The 21,088-nt window shown below is 66.9% G+C and carries 21 protein-coding genes; 11 read left to right on the forward strand and 10 right to left on the reverse strand.

All coding sequences use genetic code 11. The features are described 5' to 3' along the window. Positions 1-10: 10 nt before the first annotated feature. The gene (locus tag VGK27_03810) at positions 11-217 is read right to left on the reverse strand and encodes a hypothetical protein (protein ID HEY3489235.1); all 207 of its coding nucleotides are present in this window, start codon (positions 215-217) and stop codon (positions 11-13) included. Positions 218-378: 161 nt separating this feature from the next. On the opposite strand from VGK27_03810, the gene VGK27_03815 reads away from it, so the two are divergent. Then, positions 379-1,149 (forward strand): methyltransferase domain-containing protein, encoded by a 771-nt coding sequence (locus tag VGK27_03815; GenBank protein ID HEY3489236.1) that lies wholly within the window; start codon positions 379-381, stop codon positions 1,147-1,149. A gap of 43 nt (positions 1,150-1,192) precedes the next feature. Here the strand turns inward: VGK27_03815 and queC are convergent, their stop codons facing one another. From queC to VGK27_03835, 4 genes are all read right to left on the reverse strand, one after another. Continuing rightward, positions 1,193-1,891, reverse strand: coding sequence for a 7-cyano-7-deazaguanine synthase QueC (gene queC, locus VGK27_03820; GenBank protein HEY3489237.1), 699 nt, complete (start codon positions 1,889-1,891; stop codon positions 1,193-1,195). A gap of 69 nt (positions 1,892-1,960) precedes the next feature. Then, positions 1,961-3,118: a hypothetical protein gene (locus VGK27_03825; protein HEY3489238.1), complete on the reverse strand. Its 1,158-nt coding sequence runs from the start codon at positions 3,116-3,118 to the stop codon at positions 1,961-1,963. Between the two features lie 264 nt (positions 3,119-3,382). Next, positions 3,383-3,793 (reverse strand): hypothetical protein, encoded by a 411-nt coding sequence (locus tag VGK27_03830; GenBank protein HEY3489239.1) that lies wholly within the window; start codon positions 3,791-3,793, stop codon positions 3,383-3,385. A gap of 38 nt (positions 3,794-3,831) precedes the next feature. After that, complete coding sequence (locus VGK27_03835; GenBank protein HEY3489240.1) at positions 3,832-4,287, reverse strand: hypothetical protein; 456 nt, start codon at positions 4,285-4,287, stop codon at positions 3,832-3,834. Positions 4,288-4,597: 310 nt separating this feature from the next. Here VGK27_03835 and VGK27_03840 point away from each other — a divergent pair, with 310 nt between their 5' ends. Beyond that, complete coding sequence (locus VGK27_03840) at positions 4,598-5,836, forward strand: LL-diaminopimelate aminotransferase (protein HEY3489241.1); 1,239 nt, start codon at positions 4,598-4,600, stop codon at positions 5,834-5,836. A 33-nt stretch (positions 5,837-5,869) separates the two neighbouring features. After that, the gene (locus VGK27_03845) at positions 5,870-7,174 is read left to right on the forward strand and encodes a pyridoxal phosphate-dependent aminotransferase (protein HEY3489242.1); all 1,305 of its coding nucleotides are present in this window, start codon (positions 5,870-5,872) and stop codon (positions 7,172-7,174) included. Between the two features lie 16 nt (positions 7,175-7,190). Here VGK27_03845 and VGK27_03850 read toward each other — a convergent pair whose 3' ends face one another. Then, positions 7,191-7,829, reverse strand: a complete 639-nt coding sequence (locus VGK27_03850) for a radical SAM protein (protein ID HEY3489243.1) — start codon at positions 7,827-7,829, stop codon at positions 7,191-7,193. A gap of 58 nt (positions 7,830-7,887) precedes the next feature. Here VGK27_03850 and VGK27_03855 point away from each other — a divergent pair, with 58 nt between their 5' ends. From VGK27_03855 to VGK27_03875, 5 genes are read left to right on the forward strand one after another with little or no spacing between them, the layout of a single operon-like run. After that, positions 7,888-10,662 carry an ATP-binding protein gene (locus tag VGK27_03855; GenBank protein ID HEY3489244.1) on the forward strand — a complete coding sequence of 925 codons (2,775 nt, stop codon included), beginning with the start codon at positions 7,888-7,890 and terminating at the stop codon, positions 10,660-10,662. Between the two features lie 10 nt (positions 10,663-10,672). Next, positions 10,673-10,996: a lipopolysaccharide assembly protein LapA domain-containing protein gene (locus tag VGK27_03860; protein HEY3489245.1), complete on the forward strand. Its 324-nt coding sequence runs from the start codon at positions 10,673-10,675 to the stop codon at positions 10,994-10,996. Beyond that, positions 10,993-11,259: a hypothetical protein gene (locus VGK27_03865; GenBank protein HEY3489246.1), complete on the forward strand. Its 267-nt coding sequence runs from the start codon at positions 10,993-10,995 to the stop codon at positions 11,257-11,259. The genes VGK27_03860 and VGK27_03865 overlap by 4 nt, the downstream gene beginning before the upstream one ends. An 8-nt stretch (positions 11,260-11,267) precedes the next feature. Continuing rightward, positions 11,268-11,966, forward strand: coding sequence for a hypothetical protein (locus VGK27_03870; protein HEY3489247.1), 699 nt, complete (start codon positions 11,268-11,270; stop codon positions 11,964-11,966). After that, positions 11,963-12,688: a lysophospholipid acyltransferase family protein gene (locus VGK27_03875; GenBank protein HEY3489248.1), complete on the forward strand. Its 726-nt coding sequence runs from the start codon at positions 11,963-11,965 to the stop codon at positions 12,686-12,688. Before VGK27_03870 ends, VGK27_03875 begins: the two co-directional genes overlap by 4 nt. On the opposite strand, the gene VGK27_03880 is transcribed toward VGK27_03875, so the two are convergent. Further along, positions 12,657-13,841 carry an MFS transporter gene (locus tag VGK27_03880; GenBank protein HEY3489249.1) on the reverse strand — a complete coding sequence of 395 codons (1,185 nt, stop codon included), beginning with the start codon at positions 13,839-13,841 and terminating at the stop codon, positions 12,657-12,659. The two genes, VGK27_03875 and VGK27_03880, sit on opposite strands and share 32 nt — an antisense overlap. Here VGK27_03880 and VGK27_03885 point away from each other — a divergent pair. Next, a complete protein-coding gene (locus tag VGK27_03885; protein ID HEY3489250.1) occupies positions 13,831-15,468 on the forward strand; it encodes an NAD+ synthase in 1,638 nt (545 codons plus the stop codon). The genes VGK27_03880 and VGK27_03885 overlap by 11 nt on opposite strands. A gap of 6 nt (positions 15,469-15,474) precedes the next feature. Here VGK27_03885 and VGK27_03890 read toward each other — a convergent pair whose 3' ends face one another. The 3 genes from VGK27_03890 to VGK27_03900 all read right to left on the reverse strand — a co-directional run bounded on the left by VGK27_03890 (position 15,475) and on the right by VGK27_03900 (position 18,547). After that, positions 15,475-16,047, reverse strand: a complete 573-nt coding sequence (locus tag VGK27_03890; GenBank protein ID HEY3489251.1) for a YceI family protein — start codon at positions 16,045-16,047, stop codon at positions 15,475-15,477. A 70-nt stretch (positions 16,048-16,117) separates the two neighbouring features. Next, complete coding sequence (locus tag VGK27_03895; protein HEY3489252.1) at positions 16,118-17,788, reverse strand: NFACT RNA binding domain-containing protein; 1,671 nt, start codon at positions 17,786-17,788, stop codon at positions 16,118-16,120. 24 nt (positions 17,789-17,812) lie between these two features. After that, the gene (locus VGK27_03900; GenBank protein ID HEY3489253.1) at positions 17,813-18,547 is read right to left on the reverse strand and encodes a TIGR00730 family Rossman fold protein; all 735 of its coding nucleotides are present in this window, start codon (positions 18,545-18,547) and stop codon (positions 17,813-17,815) included. A gap of 142 nt (positions 18,548-18,689) precedes the next feature. Here VGK27_03900 and VGK27_03905 point away from each other — a divergent pair, with 142 nt between their 5' ends. Further along, positions 18,690-19,691, forward strand: a complete 1,002-nt coding sequence (locus VGK27_03905; protein HEY3489254.1) for a complex I NDUFA9 subunit family protein — start codon at positions 18,690-18,692, stop codon at positions 19,689-19,691. 31 nt (positions 19,692-19,722) lie between these two features. After that, on the forward strand, positions 19,723-21,081 hold the full coding sequence (locus tag VGK27_03910) for a bifunctional DedA family/phosphatase PAP2 family protein (protein HEY3489255.1): 1,359 nt from the start codon (positions 19,723-19,725) through the stop codon (positions 21,079-21,081). The last annotated feature ends 7 nt before the right edge of the window (positions 21,082-21,088 follow it).

Genomic DNA, 21,088 nt, shown 5'->3' on the forward strand with positions numbered 1-21,088 from the left:
GAAAAGGCGATCAGCCGATCTCGTCGTCGGGGAAATCGAAGATGGGCAGCCGCTTGATCCAGTCGGTCGCGAGGGTGTTCATGGCGCTGTTCGGTTTCTGGTTGGGATCGACCGAGAGGAGCGCGTTCCGGATCTCGCTGAGCAGGTGGGTGTTGAATCCTCCCACATCTTCCCAGTCGACGTCCTGGTCTTGCTTGTCTTCGTAGAAATAGGCCACTTTAACGTTCTCCCTGCTTACTTAGAACGGCAGATAATGCCGAAAGGTTCAGGATTATTTTCGACGGAAACTTGGGGGATAGACTGTACCTGCCCGCGGTGGGGGGTGTCAACCGGCAATCGCACCCCGGGCGATCCATTTTGCGAAGGAGGCCGTTTCCGATGCCTTGGGACCCGGAACAGTACCACCGATTCACGCAGGCGCGCTTTGCGCCGTTCTCCGACCTGGTTGCGCTGATTCGCGTTCGGCCTGACATGACGGTCGTCGACCTCGGATGCGGTACTGGAGAGCTGACCGTCGATCTGGCGAACCGCCTGCCCCGGAGCACGATCCTGGGCGTCGACGAATCTCCGCAGATGCTCGAGAAGGCGCGTTCCCTGGGGGCCAAGGGTGTTTCGTTCGAACAGGGGGATCTGCAGGGTGTGACGGGCGAGTACGACCTCGTCTTCTCCCACGCGGTGCTTCACTGGATCGACGACCACCCGTCGCTCTTCCCCCGGCTCTGGTCGCTTGTCGCGCCCGGCGGGCAGATCGCCTTCCAGATCCCGTCGAACCATCGCCATCCGTCGCACACCTGCGTGCTCGCCGTCGCCGACGAAGAGCCGTTCCGGTCGGCGCTCGGGGGCTGGAAGCGGCTCTCGCCCGTGCTCGAGATCGACGCCTACGCGACGCTGCTCGACGGGCTCGGGGCGGAGGCCATCGTGGCGATGGAGAAGGTCTACCCGGTACGTCTGCCGTGTGCGGCCGACATCTCCGAATGGACGAAGGGATCGACGCTCGTTCCCTGGTTCGATCGGCTCCCCGAGACGCTGCACGCGCCCTTCGTCGCGCGCTACCGCGAGCTGCTCTCGGCCGCCCTGCCGCCGGGCCCCCACTTCTTCACCTTTCGTCGCATCCTGCTCGCGGCGGCGAAGCCCGAGGACGCGGCGTGAAGGGGGGACGTCGGGTTCGGGGTTTGAGGGAGGACGGTCCCGCTCAGTAGCGCGGCCGCACCGCGTAGGGGATCGGGTCGTCGACGCCTGCCTCGGCGAACGAACGCAGCCGCAACGCGCACGAGTCGCAGGCGCCGCAGGCGGGCGCCTCGTCCTTGTAGCACGACCAGGTTGCCTCGAACGGGACGCCGAGCGACTTTCCCATCAGGATGATGTCTTTCTTCTTCAGGCCGATGAACGGGGTCTTGACGATGATGCCGCTGCCCGGCTTCGTGCCCTGCCGGATCGCCTGGTTCATCGCATCGTAGAAGGCGGGGCGGCAGTCGGGGTAGCCCGAGGAATCGGCCTCGACCGCCCCGACGTAGATGTTTTTCGCCCCGACCACCTCGGCCCACGAGACGGCGATGGCGATGAAGTGGGCGTTGCGGAACGGGACGTAGGTGACGGGGATGCCGTCGTGATCGAGGTCTGCGGCCGGCACGTCGATGGCGGCGTCGGTCAGCGCGCTGCCCCCGATCCGGGCGAGGTGGGAGATGTCGACGACGAGGCGGTCGTGTGGCGGCACGCCGAGATGGTCGCCGATCGCCTGGAAGCATGACAGCTCTTTCGCTTCGGTGCGCTGCCCGTAGTTGACGTGGAGGAGCGACAGGTCGGACTCGCGCTGCGCGAAGGCGGCCAGGACCGAACTGTCCATGCCCCCGCTGGCGAGGACGATGCCTTTCGGCTTGGGAAGAGGGTTCATCCAGAGGATTTTACCATGCCGGGCCCGGGTTTTCGGGCCCGGCATGGTTATGCCGCGAACCGGGAAAGGTCAGTCTTGAGCCGCGAGCGCTCCGACCTTGATGCGGACCGGGGCCAGGCGCCGTTCAACCGTGGCGTCGCCCAGTTGCCCCTTCGAATTGGAGCCCCAACCCCACAAGGAGCCGTCCTTGTCTTGTGCCATCCCATGATCGACGCCGCCGACGATGGATACCACGTTGGACAGGCCGTGCACCTTCTCGGGGAAGGCGTTGCCGGCGCTCGTCTCGTTGCCGAGGCGGCCCCCCGCGCCCCAGGCATAGACGCAACCGTCTTTGCCGAGCGCCATGCCGTAGTCCCACCCCGCCGCGATCTCGGCGATTTCGGAAAGCGCGTGCACCTGGACGGGGCGGCTCTGGTCATCGGTGGTTCCGTCGCCGAGCTGGGATTGCCCGTTCGTGCCCCAGGTCCAGACGGTTCCGTTCTTCTTGAGCGCCAGGTTATGGGAGCGTCCGGCCGAGATGTCGGTGACATCCGCGAGATCGGCCACGCGTACCGCGTTGAGGCGGTTCTCGACCGACCCGTCTCCCAGGCGTCCCCGGGTGTTATTGCCCCATGCCCAGACCGTGCCGTCGGACGTCAACGCCAGGCTGTGGTACTGGCCGCTCGAAACGTGGATCACGTCGGACAGCCCCTTGACCTGCACGGGCGTGACCCGGTCGACCTCCGTGCCATCGCCGATCTGGCCGAAATGGTTCCGGCCCCAGGCCCAGACGGTCCCGTCCTTTTTCAGGGCGAGATTGTGGAGCAACCCGCTCGAGATGGCGACAACGTCGGTGAGCCCGGCGATCTGCACGGGGCTGATCCGGTCCTCGGTCGTCCCGTCGCCCAGCTGCCCGCGGTCATTCGAGCCCCAGGCCCAGACTGTCCCGTCATTCTTCAGTGCGATGGTATGCGCGCGTCCCCCGGCGATCGATTTCACGTCGGTCATGGCGAGGCGTACGGGGGTGGTCCGGTCAATGCCCGTTCCGTCGCCGAGCTTGCCGTTGAAGTTGGCCCCCCACCCCCAGACCGAGCCGTCTTTCAACAGGGCAAATCCGGAGCGGAAGCCGACGCAGGCTGATGCCACGCCGGGCGTCTCCTCGGCGGAACACCGTATAGCCACAGGCAGGACCAAGGCAATGGACATCAACAGGGCGACGATCGGCACACAGGTGCGACGCTTGCTCATGCATTTCCTCCCCGAGTCGTTTGTGATCACAACAGGAGAAATGGAGCATGATTCATACCGCCAGCCGGCTCTGCTAACTCATTGTTTTATTGATGTTTATTTGTTGGCCTCCTTTGGTCGGGGCAGTAGCCAGTCCCTACATTGGGAAAACATTTGCCGAGATACCGCACAATAATATCCCGCGCTAACGGAAACGGCGCCCCGGAGGCAGGCCGGGGCGCCGTTTCGCTCTCGCGTCCCGCCGGAAGCCCGGCGGCGCGGAACTCAAAGTTTGATGATCTGGGTGTGGCCCGGGGTTCCCGGTGCTCTTTTTGGGACGTACCAGGAGACGCCTGCCGCCATCTTCGAGACCTCGCCCGTGCTCAAGACCGACTTGGCCGTGAAGTAGACGGTCGTTCCCCGCGTCATGCCGGCAGTCGTCGGATCGAACGAGACCGTGGAAGCGCCGGTTCCGGTGGCCACGGGCTTCAGCGAGCCGGCCGTGAGGGTCGGGTCGGTCGTCCAGTAGACCGTGTAGGTGACGATTTTCCCGGTCTCGAAGGGCGTCCCGTCCGAGTAGGTCGTGACGGGGGTCATGCTGACCTTGTACGTATCCGCGAAGGCGGGGACGGCGACAATCGTGAGCGCCAGCAGGACGAGGGCGGTCAGGGCGCGACGTTGGATGCAGCCGGACATGGTCATTCTCCTTCCAGGCGAGGCCATGGCGACGACGCTCAACCCAGGTCCCACTCGACGGGGGTCGAGAAGGAAGACACGAGGTTGTCGATCCCGACGGCGCGAACCGAGACGTAATAGGGCTTGCCGGGCTCGACCAGCGGGGCGATGTTGGTCAGGTTGAAGCTGCTGGTCGCCTTTTTGGTGCTCACGCCGTTGTGGTCGGTGTCGACCGTGACGGCCGCGACTGCGGCGACCGGGGCGTCGTTGTCGGTGAAGACCGGCGAGCTGCTGACGTAGATCTCGTAATAGGCCAGGTCGGTCTGCGGATTGAGCGGGGTGTTGTCGAAGTAGGAGGTCGGGGGCGTCCAGGCGATTGCCTCGGCCACGGGAGCAGGTCCTGCGGCGGAATCCGCTGCGGCTCCGCCGCCGCTGCCGCAACCGCCGGCGAGCGCCGCCAGCGCCAGGAGGGCTGCTGCTGCGAAGGTCGTCCGGCTGTTCCTCCAATGTAACATGGTGTTGCCCCTTTCGGTCCATCGATCTTCGTTCCTGCGCCCGAAGGGAACTTCACGGGGCGTGCCACGGAGGCGCCCTGACCCGGGGCAAAGTCTTATCACCATAACCAGTCGGAATCATTGTGCTATTTTGTTAGCAAGGGAAGGTGTCGCCAGCGGGGCGCTCTGCCGTGCGCAGGTCCGGTTTCAATTAGGGAACCGTAAAACTCAGGATTGTAATCGCGCCGGGGACATGTAAGGAAAGTTGGCAGAGGAAGATGGCGCGAACGGGTGGTATCATATTCTACTATTTTTCCTGGGGAGCGTAACGATGGCGCTGGCCAACGAGCATTACCTGAAACTGAAGGCAGGGTATCTTTTCCCCGAGATCGGCCGCCGGGTACGCACGTTCGCGGAAAGCCACCCGCAGGCGAAGGTGATCCGCCTGGGCATCGGCGACGTGACGCGAGCGCTGCCGCCCGCCATCCTCAAGGCGTTCCACGACGCGGTCGACGAGCTGGGCGTCGAGAAGTCGTTCATGGGATACGGCCCCGAGCAGGGCTACGAGTTCCTGATCGACACGATCATCGAGAAGTCGTACAAGCCGCTGGGCGTCTCGCTCAAGACGAGCGAGCTGTTCATCTCCGATGGCTCCAAGTGCGACACCGCGAACATCCTCGACATCTTTTCGCTCGACAACACGGTCGCCATCGGCGACCCCGTCTACCCCGTCTACAACGACACCAACGTGATGATCGGCCGCACCGGCGAGGCCGACGAGAAGGGTTACTACAAGGGCCTCGTCTACATGCCGTGCACCGAGGAAAACGGCTTCTTCCCCGCCTACCCGTCGGCAAAGGTCGACATCATCTACCTCTGCTTCCCCAACAACCCGACCGGCGCGACGGCGACGAAGGCGCAGCTCCAGGGCTGGGTCGACTACGCGCTCGCGAACGATTCGATCCTCTTCTTCGACGCGGCATACGAGGCGTTCATCACCGATCCGTCCATCCCGCATTCGATCTACGAGATCGAGGGTGCGAAGCGGTGCGCGATCGAGTTCCGCTCGTTCTCGAAGACGGCCGGCTTCACCGGCGTCCGCTGCGCGCTGACCGTGGTGCCCGAGGCGCTGGTCGCGAAGACGAAGGACGGCGGTGCCGTCGCGCTCAACAAGCTGTGGAACCGCCGGCAGACGACCAAGTTCAACGGCGTCTCCTATCCCGTCCAGAAAGCGGCCGCGGCGGTTTACTCCGACGAGGGCTGGAAGCAGACGAGGGAGATCATCGGCTATTACATGGAGAACGCCCGCATCATCCGCGAAGGGCTGGCCGGGGCGGGACTCACCGTGTTCGGCGGCGTCAACGCCCCCTACATCTGGCTGAAGACGCCGGGAGGGCTCACGTCGTGGGACTTCTTCGACAAGCTTCTGACCGAATGCAACGTGGTCGGCACGCCGGGCAGCGGCTTCGGCCCGAGCGGCGAGGGATACTTCCGGCTGTCGGCGTTCGGCAACCGCGACAACGTGATCGAGGCGGTCGAGCGGATCCGGAAGAACCTGAAGCAGGGATGACGGGAAAATAGAAGACAGGAGAGGACGAAGGGCATGCGCAAGCACCTGGTGCTCCCGGGTTCGGGGGGGATGGACTACGAGATCCGCAACATCGTCAACGTGGCGGAGAGGTTGCAGAAGCACGGCGTCAAGATCCAGTGGGAGAACATCGGCGACCCGATCGTCAAGGGCGAGGTGATCCCGGCCTGGATGAAGGAGATCGTCGCCAGGGCGGCGATGCAGAACGAGACGTGGGGCTACTGCCCGACGCGCGGGGTGCTCGAGACGCGCGAGTTCATCTGCGAGACGACCAACCGGCGCGGCGGCGCGCAGATCACGCCCGACGACGTCATCTTCTTCAACGGGCTGGGCGACGCGATCGCCAAGGTCTACGGGTCCTTGCGGGCGCCGGCCCGGGTCCTCGTGCCCTCCCCGACCTACACGACCCACTCGCTCGGCGAGGCGTTCCACGCGCACGCCTCCCCCATCGCCTTCCCGCTCGACCCGGCCAACCGCTGGTACCCCGACATGGAGGCGTTGCGCAACTACGCGCGCTACAACCCCCAGGTCATCGGGATCATGATCATCAATCCCGACAACCCCACGGGCATGGTCTATCCGGCCGAGACGCTGCGCGAGATCGTGGCGGTGTGCCGCGAGCACGACCTGTTCCTCGTCGCCGACGAGGTCTACAACAACATCGTCTACAACGGCGAGAAGACGGTGCCGATCTCCGACGTCGTGGGCGACCTGCCGTCGATCGCGCTCAAGGGAATCTCCAAGGAGCTGCCCTGGCCCGGCTCCCGCTGCGGCTGGATCGAGGTCTACAACTACGGCCGCGACGAGCATTTCCAGCATTACATCGACACGATCCTGTCCTCGAAGATGAACGAGGTGTGCTCGACCTCGCTGCCGCAGACGGTGATCCCCGAGATCATGCGCCACCCGCAGTACCGGCCTTATCTTGCCGAGCGGATCGCCTGCTACGAGCGCAACAGCAACATCACCTACGATTTCCTCAAGACGGTGCCTGGGCTCGTGGTCAACCGCACCAACGGCGCCTTCTACATGGCCGTGTCGTTCGAGGAGGGCCTGCTGAACGGCAAGCAGTCGCTGCCGATCGACAATCCCGAGGTGCGTTCGCTGGTCGAGGGGCTGGTCAACGCGCCGGGCGTCTCGCCCGACAAGCGGTTCGTTTACTACATGCTCGCGAGCACGGGCATCTGCGTGGTGCCGCTCTCCTCGTTCAACACGGGGCTGCAGGGCTTCCGGGTGACGCTGCTCGAGAAGGATGAGAAGGCGTGCATGCGGATCTACGAGACGCTGGCGGCCAAGATCAAGGAATACCTGGCGTCGTAAAGCGGGAGGGCGGGCGTCAGACCCCGCGCCTGGCGGGATCCCAGACGACCTTGTGCAGCTGGATCTGGAAGCGGGCGTCGAGCGCGTCCGAGACGATCCAGCCGGCGAGCCGGTCGGGCGGCATGAGGCCGAACGCCGGCGAGAGGAGCGGCTGGAACTCGCGCCCGGGCCGATACCGGGCGATCACGTCCTTCGCGTAGGCGTAGTCCTCCGCGTCGGCGATGACGAACTTCACCTCGTCCTGCGGCGTGAGCGCTTCGAAATTCTCCCAAATCATCTTTCCGGCTTCCCCCGACGACGGGCACTTCACGTCCATGATCTTGACGGCGCGCGGGTCGAGCGACGCGAGCGGCACGGCGCCGTTGGTCTCGACGAGGACGGCGTACCCGTGGTCGAGCAGCGCCCGCACGAGGCCGAACGCCTCGGGCTGGAGCAGCGGCTCCCCGCCGGTGACCGCCACGCGCGGCACGGCGAATGCCGCGACCTGGACGAGGATTTCCTCGATCGAGGCCTCGTCGCCGCCCTCGTAGGCATAGGCCGTGTCGCAGTACCGGCAGCGCAGGTTGCAGCCGGTCAGCCGGACGAAGACGAAGGGCAATCCCGCGTGCGACGATTCCCCCTGGATGCTGGCGAAGATTTCGGTGATCCGGAGCATGGGATCATTCTATCCGCTTCCGGTTGATCCTGCCCCGCCCGTGTGTTGAAATGGCGCGATGCGTCTTCCACTGCGCGCGGTCATCGTGCTGCTGCTCGTCCTGTTCGCCGTCCTGCCGGCGGCGCTGATCGGCGCCATCTCCTACGACGGAAGCCGGGAGGCGGTCCGGGCGATGTCGCAGTCGCTGCGCGGGGAGATCGTCTCCCGTGTCGCGCAGCACCTCGACCATTTCCTCGAGTCCGCCGCCCGCGTGAACCAGGCCAACGTGGAATCCGCACGGCAGGGCCTCCTCCCCCTGGAGGACCGCGAGGCGATGGCCCGCTATTTCTGGCGGCAGGGTACGCTGGTCGACGGGATCGGCACCGTGGCGTTCTCGAACGCCTCGGGCGAATTCTTCGGCGGGAACCGCGCGGAGCGGTATCTCGTCTTCGCCGACCGGCGGACCACACACGGGGCGTATCGCCGATACGCGACGGATGAAGGAGGCCGCAGGACGTCACGCGTCCTGAGCGACCTTCCCTTCTACGACGCCCGCAGCCGCAACTGGTATCTCACCGCCCTCAACGCCACCGGCCCGACATGGGCGCCGATCAGCGTGTCGACGACCGAGGGGCGCCTCGACCTGACCGCCGTATCGCCCTGGTACGGAACCGACAACGCCCTGCGCGGCGTCTTCCTCGCCAAGGTGTCGTTGGCGCAGATCGACGATTTCCTGCGCCGGCTTCCCGTCGGCCGGTCGGGGCGGGTGTTCATCATGGAGCGCAATGGCGAGATCGTCGCCTCCTCTGCGGGGGAGAAGGCGCCTGGCGCCGCCGTCGGCAGGCGCGAGGCGCCGGACCGGGTGCGGGCGATCGACAGCCGCATTCCCATGATCGCGGGCGCGGCAAGGCGGCTCGCCGGGATGCCCGGCGGGATGACGAAACTGTCGGCCCCCCGGGAAGACGTCTTCGAGATCGACGGGCGGCGGTGCTTCCTCGAGAGCGTCCCGTTCCGCAGCCACCCGGGCATCGACTGGATCATCTGCACCATCCTTCCCGAATCCGATTTCATGGGGCCCATCGTCGCCAACGGCCGCAAGTCGGCGCTCCTCGCGGCGCTTGCCCTGTTCGCGTCCGCCCTGGCCGGCTGGGCGACCGCCCGCTGGGTGACGCGCCCGATCGTCGCGCTCCACGAATCGGCCCGGGCGCTCGCCAACGGCACCTGGGACCACCCCGTGCCGATCGACCGCAACGACGAGGTGGGCGCGCTGGCGCGCACGTTCAACGTCATGGCCGAGCGGCTTCACCATTCGATCGAGGTGCTGAACCGGGAGGTCGTCGATCGGCTGCGGGCCGAGCACGGGCTGCGCGAATCCGAGGAGAAGTACCGGGCGCTGTTCGAGGAGTCGCACGACATGATCTTCATCTCGACGCCGGGAGGGATGCTGCTCGATATCAACCCGGCGGGGGTGCGGATGCTGGGGTTCCCCTCGAAGGAGAAGATGCTCGGCATCCCGATCACGCCGGACCTCTACGCGTCCGCCGAAGACCGGGACTGGTTGGCCGCCGAGCTGCGCGCGCGAGGCGAGGTCAACGACTTCCAGACGGTCATGAGGCGTCCGGACGGCCGGGAGATCAACGTCGCGATCACCGCGTCGGCGATCCGGAACGGCTTGGGCGAATTCGTCGCCCTGCGCGGGATCGTCCGGGACGTCACGGAGCATATCCAGCTCGAGCAGCAGCTTCGCCAGGCCCAGAAGATGGAAGCGGTGGGGCAGCTCGCGGGTGGCATCGCGCACGATTTCAACAATATCCTCACGGCGATCATCGGGTACGCGAACCTGCTCGAGGGGCGGCTGGCGCCGGAAGACCCGCTGGCGGAATACCCCAGAAGCATCGCGGCCTCCGCCCGGAAGGCATCGGACCTGACGCGGGGGTTACTGGCGTTCAGCCGGAAGCAGGTGCTGAACATGCGGCCCGTCGACCTGAACGGGCTGCTCGAGGGCATGACGTCGCTTTTGCGCCGCCTGGTCCGCGAGGACATCGAAATCCTGACCGACTTCTGCGCCGAGCCCACCCCCGTGCTGGCCGACCCGGTGCAGGTCGAGCAGGTGCTCATGAACCTGGTCACCAATGCCGCCGACGCGATGCCCGCGGGCGGGAAGATCACGCTCGAGACCCGGGGCCGGGAGGGGCACGTCATCCTGTCGGTCGCGGACACCGGGACCGGGATGGACGAGGCGACGCAGGACAAGATCTTCGACCCCTTCTTCACCACCAAGGAAGTCGGCAAGGGAACGGGGCTCGGGCTTGCGATGGTGTACGGCATCGTCCGCCAGCACAAGGGAACGATCTACGTGGACAGCGAACCGGGCCGGGGGACGTGCATCAAGATCTCCCTTCCGGCCTCCGGGCCTGCGTTGCCCGGGATGGACGTCGTATCGATCAGCACCGGGCCGATGACCGGGCGCGAGACGATCCTGGTGGCCGAGGACGACGCGGCGCTGCGCGGGCTGGTCCGGGAGATGCTCCAGCAGTTCGGCTACTCGGTGCTGTTGGCCGCCGACGGGCTCGAGGCGTTCGAGATCTACCGTGCCGACCCCGGCCGGATCGACATGCTGCTGGTCGACCTCGTCATGCCCCGGATGAACGGCCAGACGTTCTACAAGGCCGCGCAGGAGCTGAATCCCGGCGTCCGGGCGCTCTTCTACAGCGGGTACTCGGCCGATCTCGTCGCCTCCGAAAGCGGACTCGACCCGGGGATGCACCTGCTGCACAAGCCCTTCACGATCAACGACCTGGGGCGCAAGGTCCGGGATGTCCTCGACGGGGCGCCCTCTCCCGGCGTGGTATAATCGCCGCACCATGCGCGGCATCCTCTTCCTCATCGTCCTGATCCTCGGCCTGGTGGCGTTGTTCACGTTCCAGAATGCCGCCCTCGTCGAAGTCCGTTTCCTCTGGTTCGGCTGGACGGCGCAGCTCCTCGGCGTGATCGCGGCCTCTTTCGCCGCAGGCGCGGTGGCCGGCTTCCTCGCCGGGGTCCCCGCCTCGTGGGCGAAATCCCGCCGCATTCGCGATCTAGAGCGGGAGGCCGCCGAACGCGCGTCGATGGCTCCCGTCGTTCCGCAGCCGCCCACGGCTTCCGAAAAGCCCATCGCCCCCCAATCTTCCGGTCCGGAGTCCAAATGACGTTCCCCGAAGCATCCGGCGTCGAGCGCAAGCTGCTCGCCTGCCTTCTGCAGTTCTACCGCAACATCGGCCCCGGCGCGACGCCCGCGATCAAGGGGCTGGGCGACGAGGCCGGGCTCGAGCCGTGGGATCTCGACGAGGCGGTCAAGGGGCTGCGCGCGAAGGGACTGATCGAATACTGGCCGCTCCAGCCGGCGGTCCGTCTGACGCCTGAAGGGCTCGCGCTGTCGCTCGCGCTCGAAGGCGGCGACGGCACGGATTGAGGGCCACGATGCCGGGGAAGGGCGTTCCCCGCCCGGAACGGCTCCCCCTCGTCTCGGACCGATTGGCGAAGGCCTACGGCCGGCCCGGGCTGTGCGCCCACATCACCGAGGGCGTCGATAATCTCGTCCTGACGATCCTCTCCCAGAACACCACCGACCGGAACCGCGACCTTGCATACGACCGCCTCATGACCCGCTTCGGCTCGCTCGAGGCGCTGGCCGCTGCGGAGGTCGCCGACGTCGAGGCGGCGATCCGGGTCGGCGGGCTCGCGAAGGCGAAGGCCGGGGCGATTCTCTCGGCGCTGCGCAGAATCCGGGAAGAGCGGGGCGGGTTCACGCTCGATTTCCTCGCGTCGATGCCGCTTCCGGCCGCACGCGACTACCTGACCTCCTTCCGGGGCGTGGGGGTCAAGACCGCGAACATCCTGCTCCTCTTCTCCTTCGGGATGCCCGCGTTTCCGGTCGACACGCACATCCTCCGCGTCGCGAAAAGGCTGGGGCTGGTCGCCAATGACGCCGACCTCGCCCACGCCGCGTTGGCGCTCGAGCCGCACGTTCCGTCCGGCGAGGGCGTCCCGCTCCACCTGAACCTGATCCGGATCGGGCGGGAGCTGTGCAAGCCGCGCGCGCCGCACTGTCCCGAATGCCCGCTGTGCCCGGACTGCCCGACCGGGCAAAAAATCATCAATGGAGCCCTTGTCCTGTGAGCCCGCTCAACGTCCTGCAATTCGCCGCGATGGGTCTCATGACCGTGCTGATCGGCGTTCCTGCCGTGCTGATCGGTCTCCTGATCCCCGGCCGTTCGCGCAAGGGCCGCTTCTTCCGCTACGTCGCGAAGGCTTATTGCGGGCTCTCGCTTCCCTTGTTCCGGATCCGTGTGCGGGCGACGGGCCTCGAGAACATCGATCCCGCGAAGCCGTACGTGTTCATGGCCAACCACATCAGCCATGCCGATGCGCCGGCGCTGGCCGTCATCCTTCCGCAGCCGATCCACTGGGTGTTCAAGAAGGAGCTGGGCGCGATCCCGTTCTTCGGCTGGGCGCTGCGGGCGGGGGGGCAGATCATGGTCGACCGGGCAGACCGGCAGCAGGCGGCGGGGGCGCTCCGGAAGGCGCTCGAGGGGCTGTCGGGCAACAATTCGATCATGATCTATCCGGAAGGGACGCGGAGCCGCGACGGGCGGCTTCTGCCGCTCAAAAAAGGGGGATTCCGAATTGCGGTGCAGTCGGGAATCCCGATCGTGCCGGTGCGCGTCTCGGGCACGCGCGAGATCGTGGCGGCCGATTCGCTCCGGGTCATCGGCGGGACCGCCTTCATCGAGATCCTGCCGCCGATCTCCGCCGATGGGAAGACGCCGGCCGACATCCCCGAGCTGATGGCCGCCGTGCGCGCGGCGCTCAGCCCTTCCGGCGGGCCAGCCCCGGAATGAGGAAGATGGCCGCGCCCGCGGCCGTCAGCCCCGCCGCGATCCCGAACATCGGCGCGTAGCCGAGCCGCTCGGCGACGAATCCAAGCAAGCCCGAACCCGCCACCGTCCCCAGGTCGAACGATCCCGTGTAGAGCGCCATCGCCATTCCCTCTCGCCCGGGGCCCGCCCGGTCGACCGTCATCGCCGACAGCGCGGGGAAAAGAAAGCCGTGCCCGAGACCCGTGGCGACGCCGACCAGCGTCAGCTCCAGGTTGCCGCGCAGCCAGGGGATACCCAGGATGCCGGCCGCGAGCAGCAGCAGCGCCGCGAGGCAGACCCAGGGGCGCGGAAGCCGGTCGGCCAGGCGGCGCCCTAGGGTGCGCGTCGCCACCACGGCGGCGGAATAGACCAGGACGAAATGGCCGAGCGTTCCCCCATGGCGGACCATCAGGAAGACCGGCAGGAAGGTGAAGATCGTCCCGTACGCAGCGCCGAAGAGGAACCCCGCCGTGTTCGGGACAAGTCCGTGCAGCGAAAAGAAAACGCGCAGCTCTGTCCGGTCCAGCGTGGCGCCCGTGTGCCGCCGGCGCAACAACGCGGGGAGCGCGATCGCCGGCAGTGCGGCCAGGATCGCCCACGCGAACATCCCGTGGAAGCCCGCCCGGCCTACGATAAGCTCGCCGAGCTGCCCGCCGAACGCGGTGGGGATGAAGAATGACAGCCCGAAGACGCCGAGCGCCTCGCCGCGCCGGGCGGGCGGCGCGGCGGCGGCGACGTATCCGAAGGCCGCGGTGGCGAAGAAGGAGTAGGCGACGCCCTGAATGGCCCGCAGAAAGAAAAGGGCCGCCCCCGGCTCCGGGGGGCTCAGCCAGGGAAGAGTCGCGAGGGCGGAAAACAGGGCGCCGGCCGACAGGAAAAGGGCGTGCCGCCCCCGGTTGACCAGCCAGCCGTTGAGCGGTTTGCAAAGGACCGAGGTGAGCGTCCCCGTCGCCATCAGAAGACCGATTACGCCCGCGGAGAGCTTGAGCGTGTACAAATACGCGGGCATGAAGATGAACATCGTCGCGTGAAGGGAATAAAAGGCGTTGGCCGCGTTGACGACGAGATAATCGCGGTCGTAGACGTTTTCGGGGGCGTTCGCGGGCATTGCTGCCGATGGTATCATGAGTGCCATGAAACCGCTTCGCATCGCCCTCGCCCAGATCAACACGACCGTCGGGGACATCCGCGGCAACGCCGCGAAGATCCTCGATGCCGTCGATCGCGCCCGCGACGCGGGCGCCCGCCTCGTCCTGTTTCCCGAACTTGCGATTCCCGGCTATCCCCCGGAAGACCTGCTGTTGCGACCCTCGTTCGTCGCCGACAACGTCGCGGCGTGGGGCGAGCTGGCTCGCGCGATCCGCGGGATCACGGCCGTCATCGGCTTCGTCGACTGCGACGCCCGCGGGCATGTCTACAATGCGGCGGGCGTCTCCGCGGGGGGAAAGGTGCTGGGCGTCTACCGCAAGATGCGGCTGCCGAACTACGGCGTCTTCGACGAGATGCGCTATTTTCGCAAGGGGTCCGAGCCGCTGGTCGTCCCGGTCGCCGGGATCGGCGTCGGGCTGACCATTTGCGAGGACATCTGGGTGGGCGGCGGGCCGATGACGCGGGAGGCGAAGGCGGGCGCCGGCCTGCTCGTCAACATCTCGGCGTCCCCGTACCACGCGGGGAAGTGGGAGACCCGGCGTCGGCTGGTCGCGGCCCGGGCGAAGGCGGCCGGTTGCGCGATGGCCTACTGCAACCTGGTGGGCGGGCAGGACGAGCTGGTGTTCGACGGCGGCTCGATGGTCGTCGACGCCGGCGGGACGCTGCGCGCGCGGGCGCCGCAGTTCGAGGAGGCGCTGCTACTGTGCGACCTCGGCGGCAAAAGCCCGGGCGGGTCCGTGGCGCCGCTGCCCGAGACGCGCGACGACGAGATCTTCCGCGCGCTCGTCCTGGGCACGCGCGACTACGTCGAGAAAAACCGCTTCCCCGGGGCGATCATCGGCCTGTCGGGCGGCATCGACTCGGCGCTGGTCGCCGCGGTCGCGAAGGAGGCGCTGGGAGCCGAGCGGATCACCGGCGTGACGCTGTCGTCGGTCTACACCTCGCGCGAGAGCGTCGAGGACGCCCACCTCCTGGCGAATAACCTGGGCATCCGCTGCATCGACCTGTCGATCCGGGAGGCATGCGCGGCGTTCGACGCGACGCTGGCCGCCCCGTTCGCGGGGCGCGCGCGGGACCTCACCGAGGAGAACCTGCAGGCGCGCGTGCGCGGCACGATCCTCATGGCGCTGTCGAACAAGTTCGGCAGTATCGTCCTGACCACGGGCAACAAGAGCGAGATGAGCGTGGGCTACGCGACGCTCTACGGCGACATGGCGGGCGGTTTCGCGGTCATCAAGGACCTGTTCAAGACGACGGTCTACTCAGTGTGCCGAGGCTACAACCGGCGGCAGGGGTTCGACGCGATCCCCGAGAGCATCCTCGTCAAGCCGCCGTCGGCCGAGTTGCGGCCCGACCAGAAGGACTCCGACTCGCTGCCCGAGTACGACGTGCTCGACGCCGTGCTCAAGATGTATGTGGAGGAAGAGAAGGGGCAGGCCGAGATCGTCGACGCGGGCTATCCGGAGGCGGACGTCCGCCGGGTGATCGGGCTGGTCGACGGCAGCGAGTACAAGCGCCGGCAAGCGCCGCCCGGCGTCAAGATCACGCCCCGTGCGTTGGGCAAGGACCGCCGGATGCCGATCACCAATCGGGCCAACAAGCAGGGAAGGTAGCGCAATTCAGGGCGATCCGTCGACCCGGATCAAGTCGATATCGATTTCGAGCTCGACCGTGTCGCTCCCGACGAGCCCACCCATCCGGAACATCTCCCGGCTGATCGTCCCCGCGGCCTTGCCCCCGACGTGCTCCTTCCCGGCGGAGTCCTTCGGGAGCACGGTCGGCCCCTGGACGTCGAGCACCACTTCCTTCGTCACGCCGTGAAGCGTCAGATCGCCGGTCACCTTGAGCTTGCCGTCGGCGACCTGCACGATCTTCTTCGACCGGAAGACGGCCGTCGGGTATCTCGCGACGTCGAAAAACCTCCTGCCCCGGAGGTCCGAGTCGCGCAGGCCGATTCCCGAGTGGATCGAGGCGACGTCGATCGTGATTTCCGCGGACGATTTCGTGATGTCCTTCTCGTCGTAGACGACCTTCCCCGAGAACCGGTCGAAGCCGCCCTGGACGGAAACGACCTGAAAAGTCGTGGTCCTGAACCGGATGCCCGAACTCGGGAGATCAAGAATCCAGCCGGCCCACGCGGCGGCTGGCAGCAGGCATACGGACAACAAGGCGGCAGACGCGAACCTTTTCATCCCGGAGTCCTCCTTGGTCCTGTTGCCCATTGGATGGCCTGCGGCAGACGAGGATTCCTTATCTGGACGCCTAACGCACGTTGATCGTCGTATACGACGCGATCCGGACGAGGCCGGGCTTGGCTCCCTTGAACTTCGAGACGTCGCGGGCGGCGGCGAGGAACACCGGGACGTTCGACGATCCTCTGGCCTTGCTGTGCAGCACCGCGAGGCGCGCGGCCTCCTCGATCACTTCGGCCGGCACCTCCGCCCCCGCAGGTCGCTTGACCAGCACGTGGCTTCCCGGGATGCCCTGCGCGTGCAGCCACAGGTCGTCGGGCGAGGCCAGTTCGCGGACGATCCGGTCGTTGCCGACGTTGTTGCGGCCGACGAAAAGCGTCCAGCCGCGGAAGTCGATCCGCTCGACCTGCGGGACGAGCGGCGCCGCGGGCTTCGCCTTCACGGTCTTCGGCTTCGCCTTCTGGCTGCCCCCGTGCCCTTTCGCGGAAATCGATTCCGTGAGCTCCTGCCGGATCGCCATCAGCGCCTCGATCGTTTCCGCCTCCGCCAGCTGTGCCTCGAGCGATTCGAGGTAGAACACTTCCTCGGACAGGTCGCGCAGGCGGTTGCGAACGATCCCGGCCGCGCCCTTCGCCTTCTTCGCCAGCCGGAAGTAGCGTTCCATGTTCTCGACGGGCGACTTCGACGGGTCGAGCGGGACTCCCTGGAAATCGGTCATCCCCTTGCGGATCTGCCCGAGCGCATATTTCAGCGTCTCACCGTGAGCGCCTCCCGCAAGCCCTTCCCGCAACCGCGCTTCGTCGCCTTCCACTTTTTCCAGCGTGTGCCGTGCTTTCCGGAGCAGCGTGCCCAGGCGGGAGGCGATCTGCTGCCGAAGCGTCGCCGCGTCGCGCTCCGCCGTGACCCCGCCGAAGAAGCGGTCGGCGGCTTCGTTGGCGGAGGGGAACGACTCGAAGGACACGAACCCGGCCGCGGGACAGGGAAAGGGGAGCAGGCGCGCCTTGCCGGAGGGAGGCATCCCGATGCACGGCCGCGATTCGCCCGATTCGTAGCGGCGTGAAAGGTCGCGCACCGCCCTGAGCAGCCCCGCGGGATCGTCGCCTCCCGCCGCCGCGGCTTCGTCGGCCAACTCCCGCCCCAGGCCGGTTACGACGCGCTGGAGCGCGCGCCCCGCGCCTTCCAGGCGTCCCGCCGCCAGGACGGATTCGGCGTCCTCAAGGGAAAACTCGGGCAGGAAGATTCGGGCGGGCTTGGGGAGCGGACGATAGGGAACGCCCGCAGCGACCTCGCGGATCGCGCTCTCCTCGGTCGGGACGGCGCGAAGCGGCTCGAGGATCGTCCCGTCGCCGTCGACGTAGATCAGGTTGGCGTGGCGCCCGAACAGCTCGGCGTAGAGCGACGTGCGGGCGTGCAGCGCGTCCGTCCGGGTCGAGGCGAAATCGATCCGGACCGACCGGTCGAACGGCGCGAGGTCGAACCGTTCGATGCGCATTCCTTCGAGATGGCGGCGCAGGTACCGGCAGAAGCGGAGCGGCGTCTGCGGGTTATGCGGCTTGCGCGCGACGAGGTGGATCCGGCACAGCGCCGGGTCGGCGGAGAGGAGCAGCAGCCGGTCGGCGCGCCCGGTCCAGAGGACCAGCACGAGGTCGCGGGCGGAGGGCTGGTGGACCTTCGAGACGAGCGCCCCGGGAAGCTCGCGGGAAAGCTCGGACACGACCTGCCGGACGAGGAAGGAATCCATCGGCCCAGCCCTCCGGACGCGGGGCTACCGGGATGCCTTCGATCGTTTCCCGGTCGATTTCCCGTTGCCGCTCGCGGCACTCTGCGGCAGACCTGTCCGTTCGCGCCGCTCCCCGACCGGCCGGATGCGTCGTTCGTGGAAGGTGACGATGTGCTGCACCGCCGCCTCGGGGTCGTCGGTGACGAAGAACAGGTCGATGTCGGTCGGCAGGATCGTCCCCTCGCGCACCATCGCGTTTTTCAGCCAGTCGACCAGCCCGCCCCAGAACTTGGTCCCCATCAGGACGACGGGGAAGCGGCGGATCTTGCCGGTCTGGATCAGCGTAAGCGCCTCGAAGAACTCGTCGAGCGTCCCGAAACCGCCGGGCATGATGACGTAGCCCGAGGCGTATTTCACGAACATCACCTTGCGGGCGAAGAAGTGCCGGAAGGTGAGCGACTTGTCCTGGAACCGGTTCCGCTTCTGTTCCATCGGCAGCTCGATGTTCAGGCCGATCGACAGCCCCTTCCCCTTCTGTGCCCCGTGGTTGGCTGCCTCCATGATCCCGGGCCCGCCGCCCGAGATGATCGAGAAGCCGCGTCGGGCGAGGAGCTCGGCCACCTCCAGCGTGAGCTTGTAGAACTTGTCGTTCTTCCCCGTGCGGGCGCTGCCGAAGATCGAGATCGCCGGGCCGATCTGCCCGAGCGATTCGAACCCCTCGACGAATTCGCTCATGATGCGAAACACGCGCCACGTTTCGTTGCCGGCCAGGTCTTCCATGGACAAGGTGCTCTCCCCCCCGTTAAAGACGTGCAAGATTGAAGAACGGACTCCTTTTTTGATGACACATTCGCCGGCCGGAAGCAAGCCCGGCAAACTTGCCGGAGGTGCGCCGCATCTAAAGGGCCGGAGGTTGACGGCCATGAAAAACGAGATCGACAACAAGGCGGCCTTTCTGGAGTTCAAGGAAATCCTGGTGACGGGGGGAACGGGCTTCGTCGGCCAGCGCGTCTGCCGGGCGCTGATCGCACGGGGATGGCTGCCGCGCCTGCTGGTCCGCGCCGGGTCGGAGGGGAAGATCCCGCTGGATATCCGGCGCCAGTGCCGGATATCGCTCGGCGACATCACCGACCAGGAATCGGTGATCAATGCAGCGCAGAGCACGGACGCGATCGTTCACCTGGTCGGGATCATCCGGGAATTCCCGAGGAAGGGGATCACCTTCGAGAAGATCCACGTCGAGGGGACGCGCAACGTGATCGCCGCCGCGAAGGTCTGGAAGATCCCCCGGATCATCCACATGAGCGCGCTCGGCGCGCTGGCGGGCAGCCCGGTCGCCTACTTCGATACCAAGGGGCGAGGGGAGCGTCTGGTCCGCGAATCGGGTCTCGATTGGACGATGTTCCGTCCCTCGATCGTGTTCGGCGAAGGGGACGGATTCATCTCGAAGCTGTCGGAAGTCGTGCGGCTTTCGCCGGTTGTCCCGGTCCCGGGTGACGGGAGGTACGAGCTGCAGCCGGTCTGGGTCGGGGACGTGGCGCGGGGATTCGCCTTGGCGCTGACGCAGCCTTCAGCCATCGGGCGCAGCTTCGACGTGGGCGGGCTGGAGCGGTACAGCTACGACGCGCTGCTCGACGAGATCGGCGCGTCGGTCGGTCGCACACGCCTCCGGAAGTTGCATGTCCCGTTGCAGCTGGTTCGAACCGGCGTCGGGTTGATGTCCCGGTTCGAGTCCTACCCGATGTCGCCCGACATGCTGGAGATGTTGACGGCAGGGAGCGTCTGCGAGACGGCGGATTTCCGGAGCGTCTTCGAGGATCACCTGGTCTCGCTGCGCGAGTACCTGTCGTGCAAGGGCATCGGGAAGAAGACGGGCCGGACCGTTGAGGAGCCGGCCGACCGGATGATTCGAAAGGCGGCCTGACCCGGCGCGGCTCTGATACCATCGGGGAGGCATGCTCGACCGATTGATCGACATCGCGGGGTTCGTCGGACCCTGGGGCTACTTGGTCTTCTTCGTCGTCGTGGCGTTGGAATGCCAAGCCATCGTGGGGCTATTCATGCCGGGGGAGAGCTTGGTGCTCTTCGGAGGGTTCCTCGCCGGGCAGGGGGTCTACGATCCCGTCCTGCTCGTCGCCGTGATCTCGCTGGCCGCCATCGTCGGTGACAGCGTCGGCTACGAGCTGGGGCGGACGCTGGGGCTCGACTGGCTGCTGCGGCACGGACGATGGCTCGGTATCCGGCAGGCGCAGCTGGACCGCGTCAGCGGCTTCATCGGTCGTCACGGCGGGAAGGCCGTGTTCGTCAGCCACTTCACCCATCTGATGCGGGCGCTGATGCCCTTCTTCGCGGGGGCGTCCCGCATGCGTTATCGGCGCTTCCTCCTCTTCAATGCGGCGGGGTGCGTCGCCTGGGCGGCGGCGTTTGTTGCACTTGGCACCCTGGCGGGCGCCAGTTGGCGGGTGGTGGCGAAATGGGCCGGGCGCGCCGGGGAGATCGTGGGCGGTGCCATCCTCCTTGCGATCGCGCTGGAATGGGGCTGGCGCTGGCTGTTGCGGCACGAGGACGATGTTACCCGCCGCTGGCGGGCGTTGGTCGATCACCCCAAAACGGTCGCCTTGCGTCGTCGCTTTGAGCCCCAGTTGGCGTTCCTGCGGTCGCGCTTCTCGCCGGAGGGCTTCATGGGGCTCGAGCTGACGCTAGGCGTGCTGCTACTCGTCGCGGCCTCCTGGCTGTTCGGCGGCATCGCCGAGGACGTCGTGGAAGGCGACCCGCTGACCGTCGTCGATCAGAGCGTCGCCCTGTGGCTCCACGCGCGCACCACGCCGGACCTGCTCCTGTTGATGAAGGGGGTCACCGCCCTCGCATCGCCGGCCGGCGTGTCCGGCATCGCCACGATCGCGGCACTGGTCCTTCTGTGGCGTCGCCGCTGGATTCGGCTGCTGGCGCTGGTGATCGTGCTGCCCGGCGGGATGCTCCTCGACCTCCTGCTGAAGACGGCCTTCCACCGCAGCCGTCCCGTCTTCGAGGATCCCGTCCAGATCTTCTCCGGCTACAGTTTCCCGAGCGGGCACACGATGGCGGCCACCTTGCTGTTCGGGCTGCTGGCCGCCTTTGCCGCCGCGTCGCTGCGGAGCTGGCGCTGGCGCATCCGGTCCGTCCTCGTCGCGATCGTGCTGGTGCTCCTGGTCGCCTTCAGCCGGATGTACCTGGGCGCCCACTACCTGAGCGACGTTCTTGGCGCGATCGCCGCCGGTGTCGCCTGGCTCGCGCTCTGCCTGACCGCGGTCAACACGTACCGGCATTACCGGTGATGGTATA

It is taken from the genome of Candidatus Deferrimicrobiaceae bacterium (genome assembly GCA_036504035.1).
Lineage (GTDB): Bacteria > Desulfobacterota > Deferrimicrobia > Deferrimicrobiales > Deferrimicrobiaceae > JANXPS01.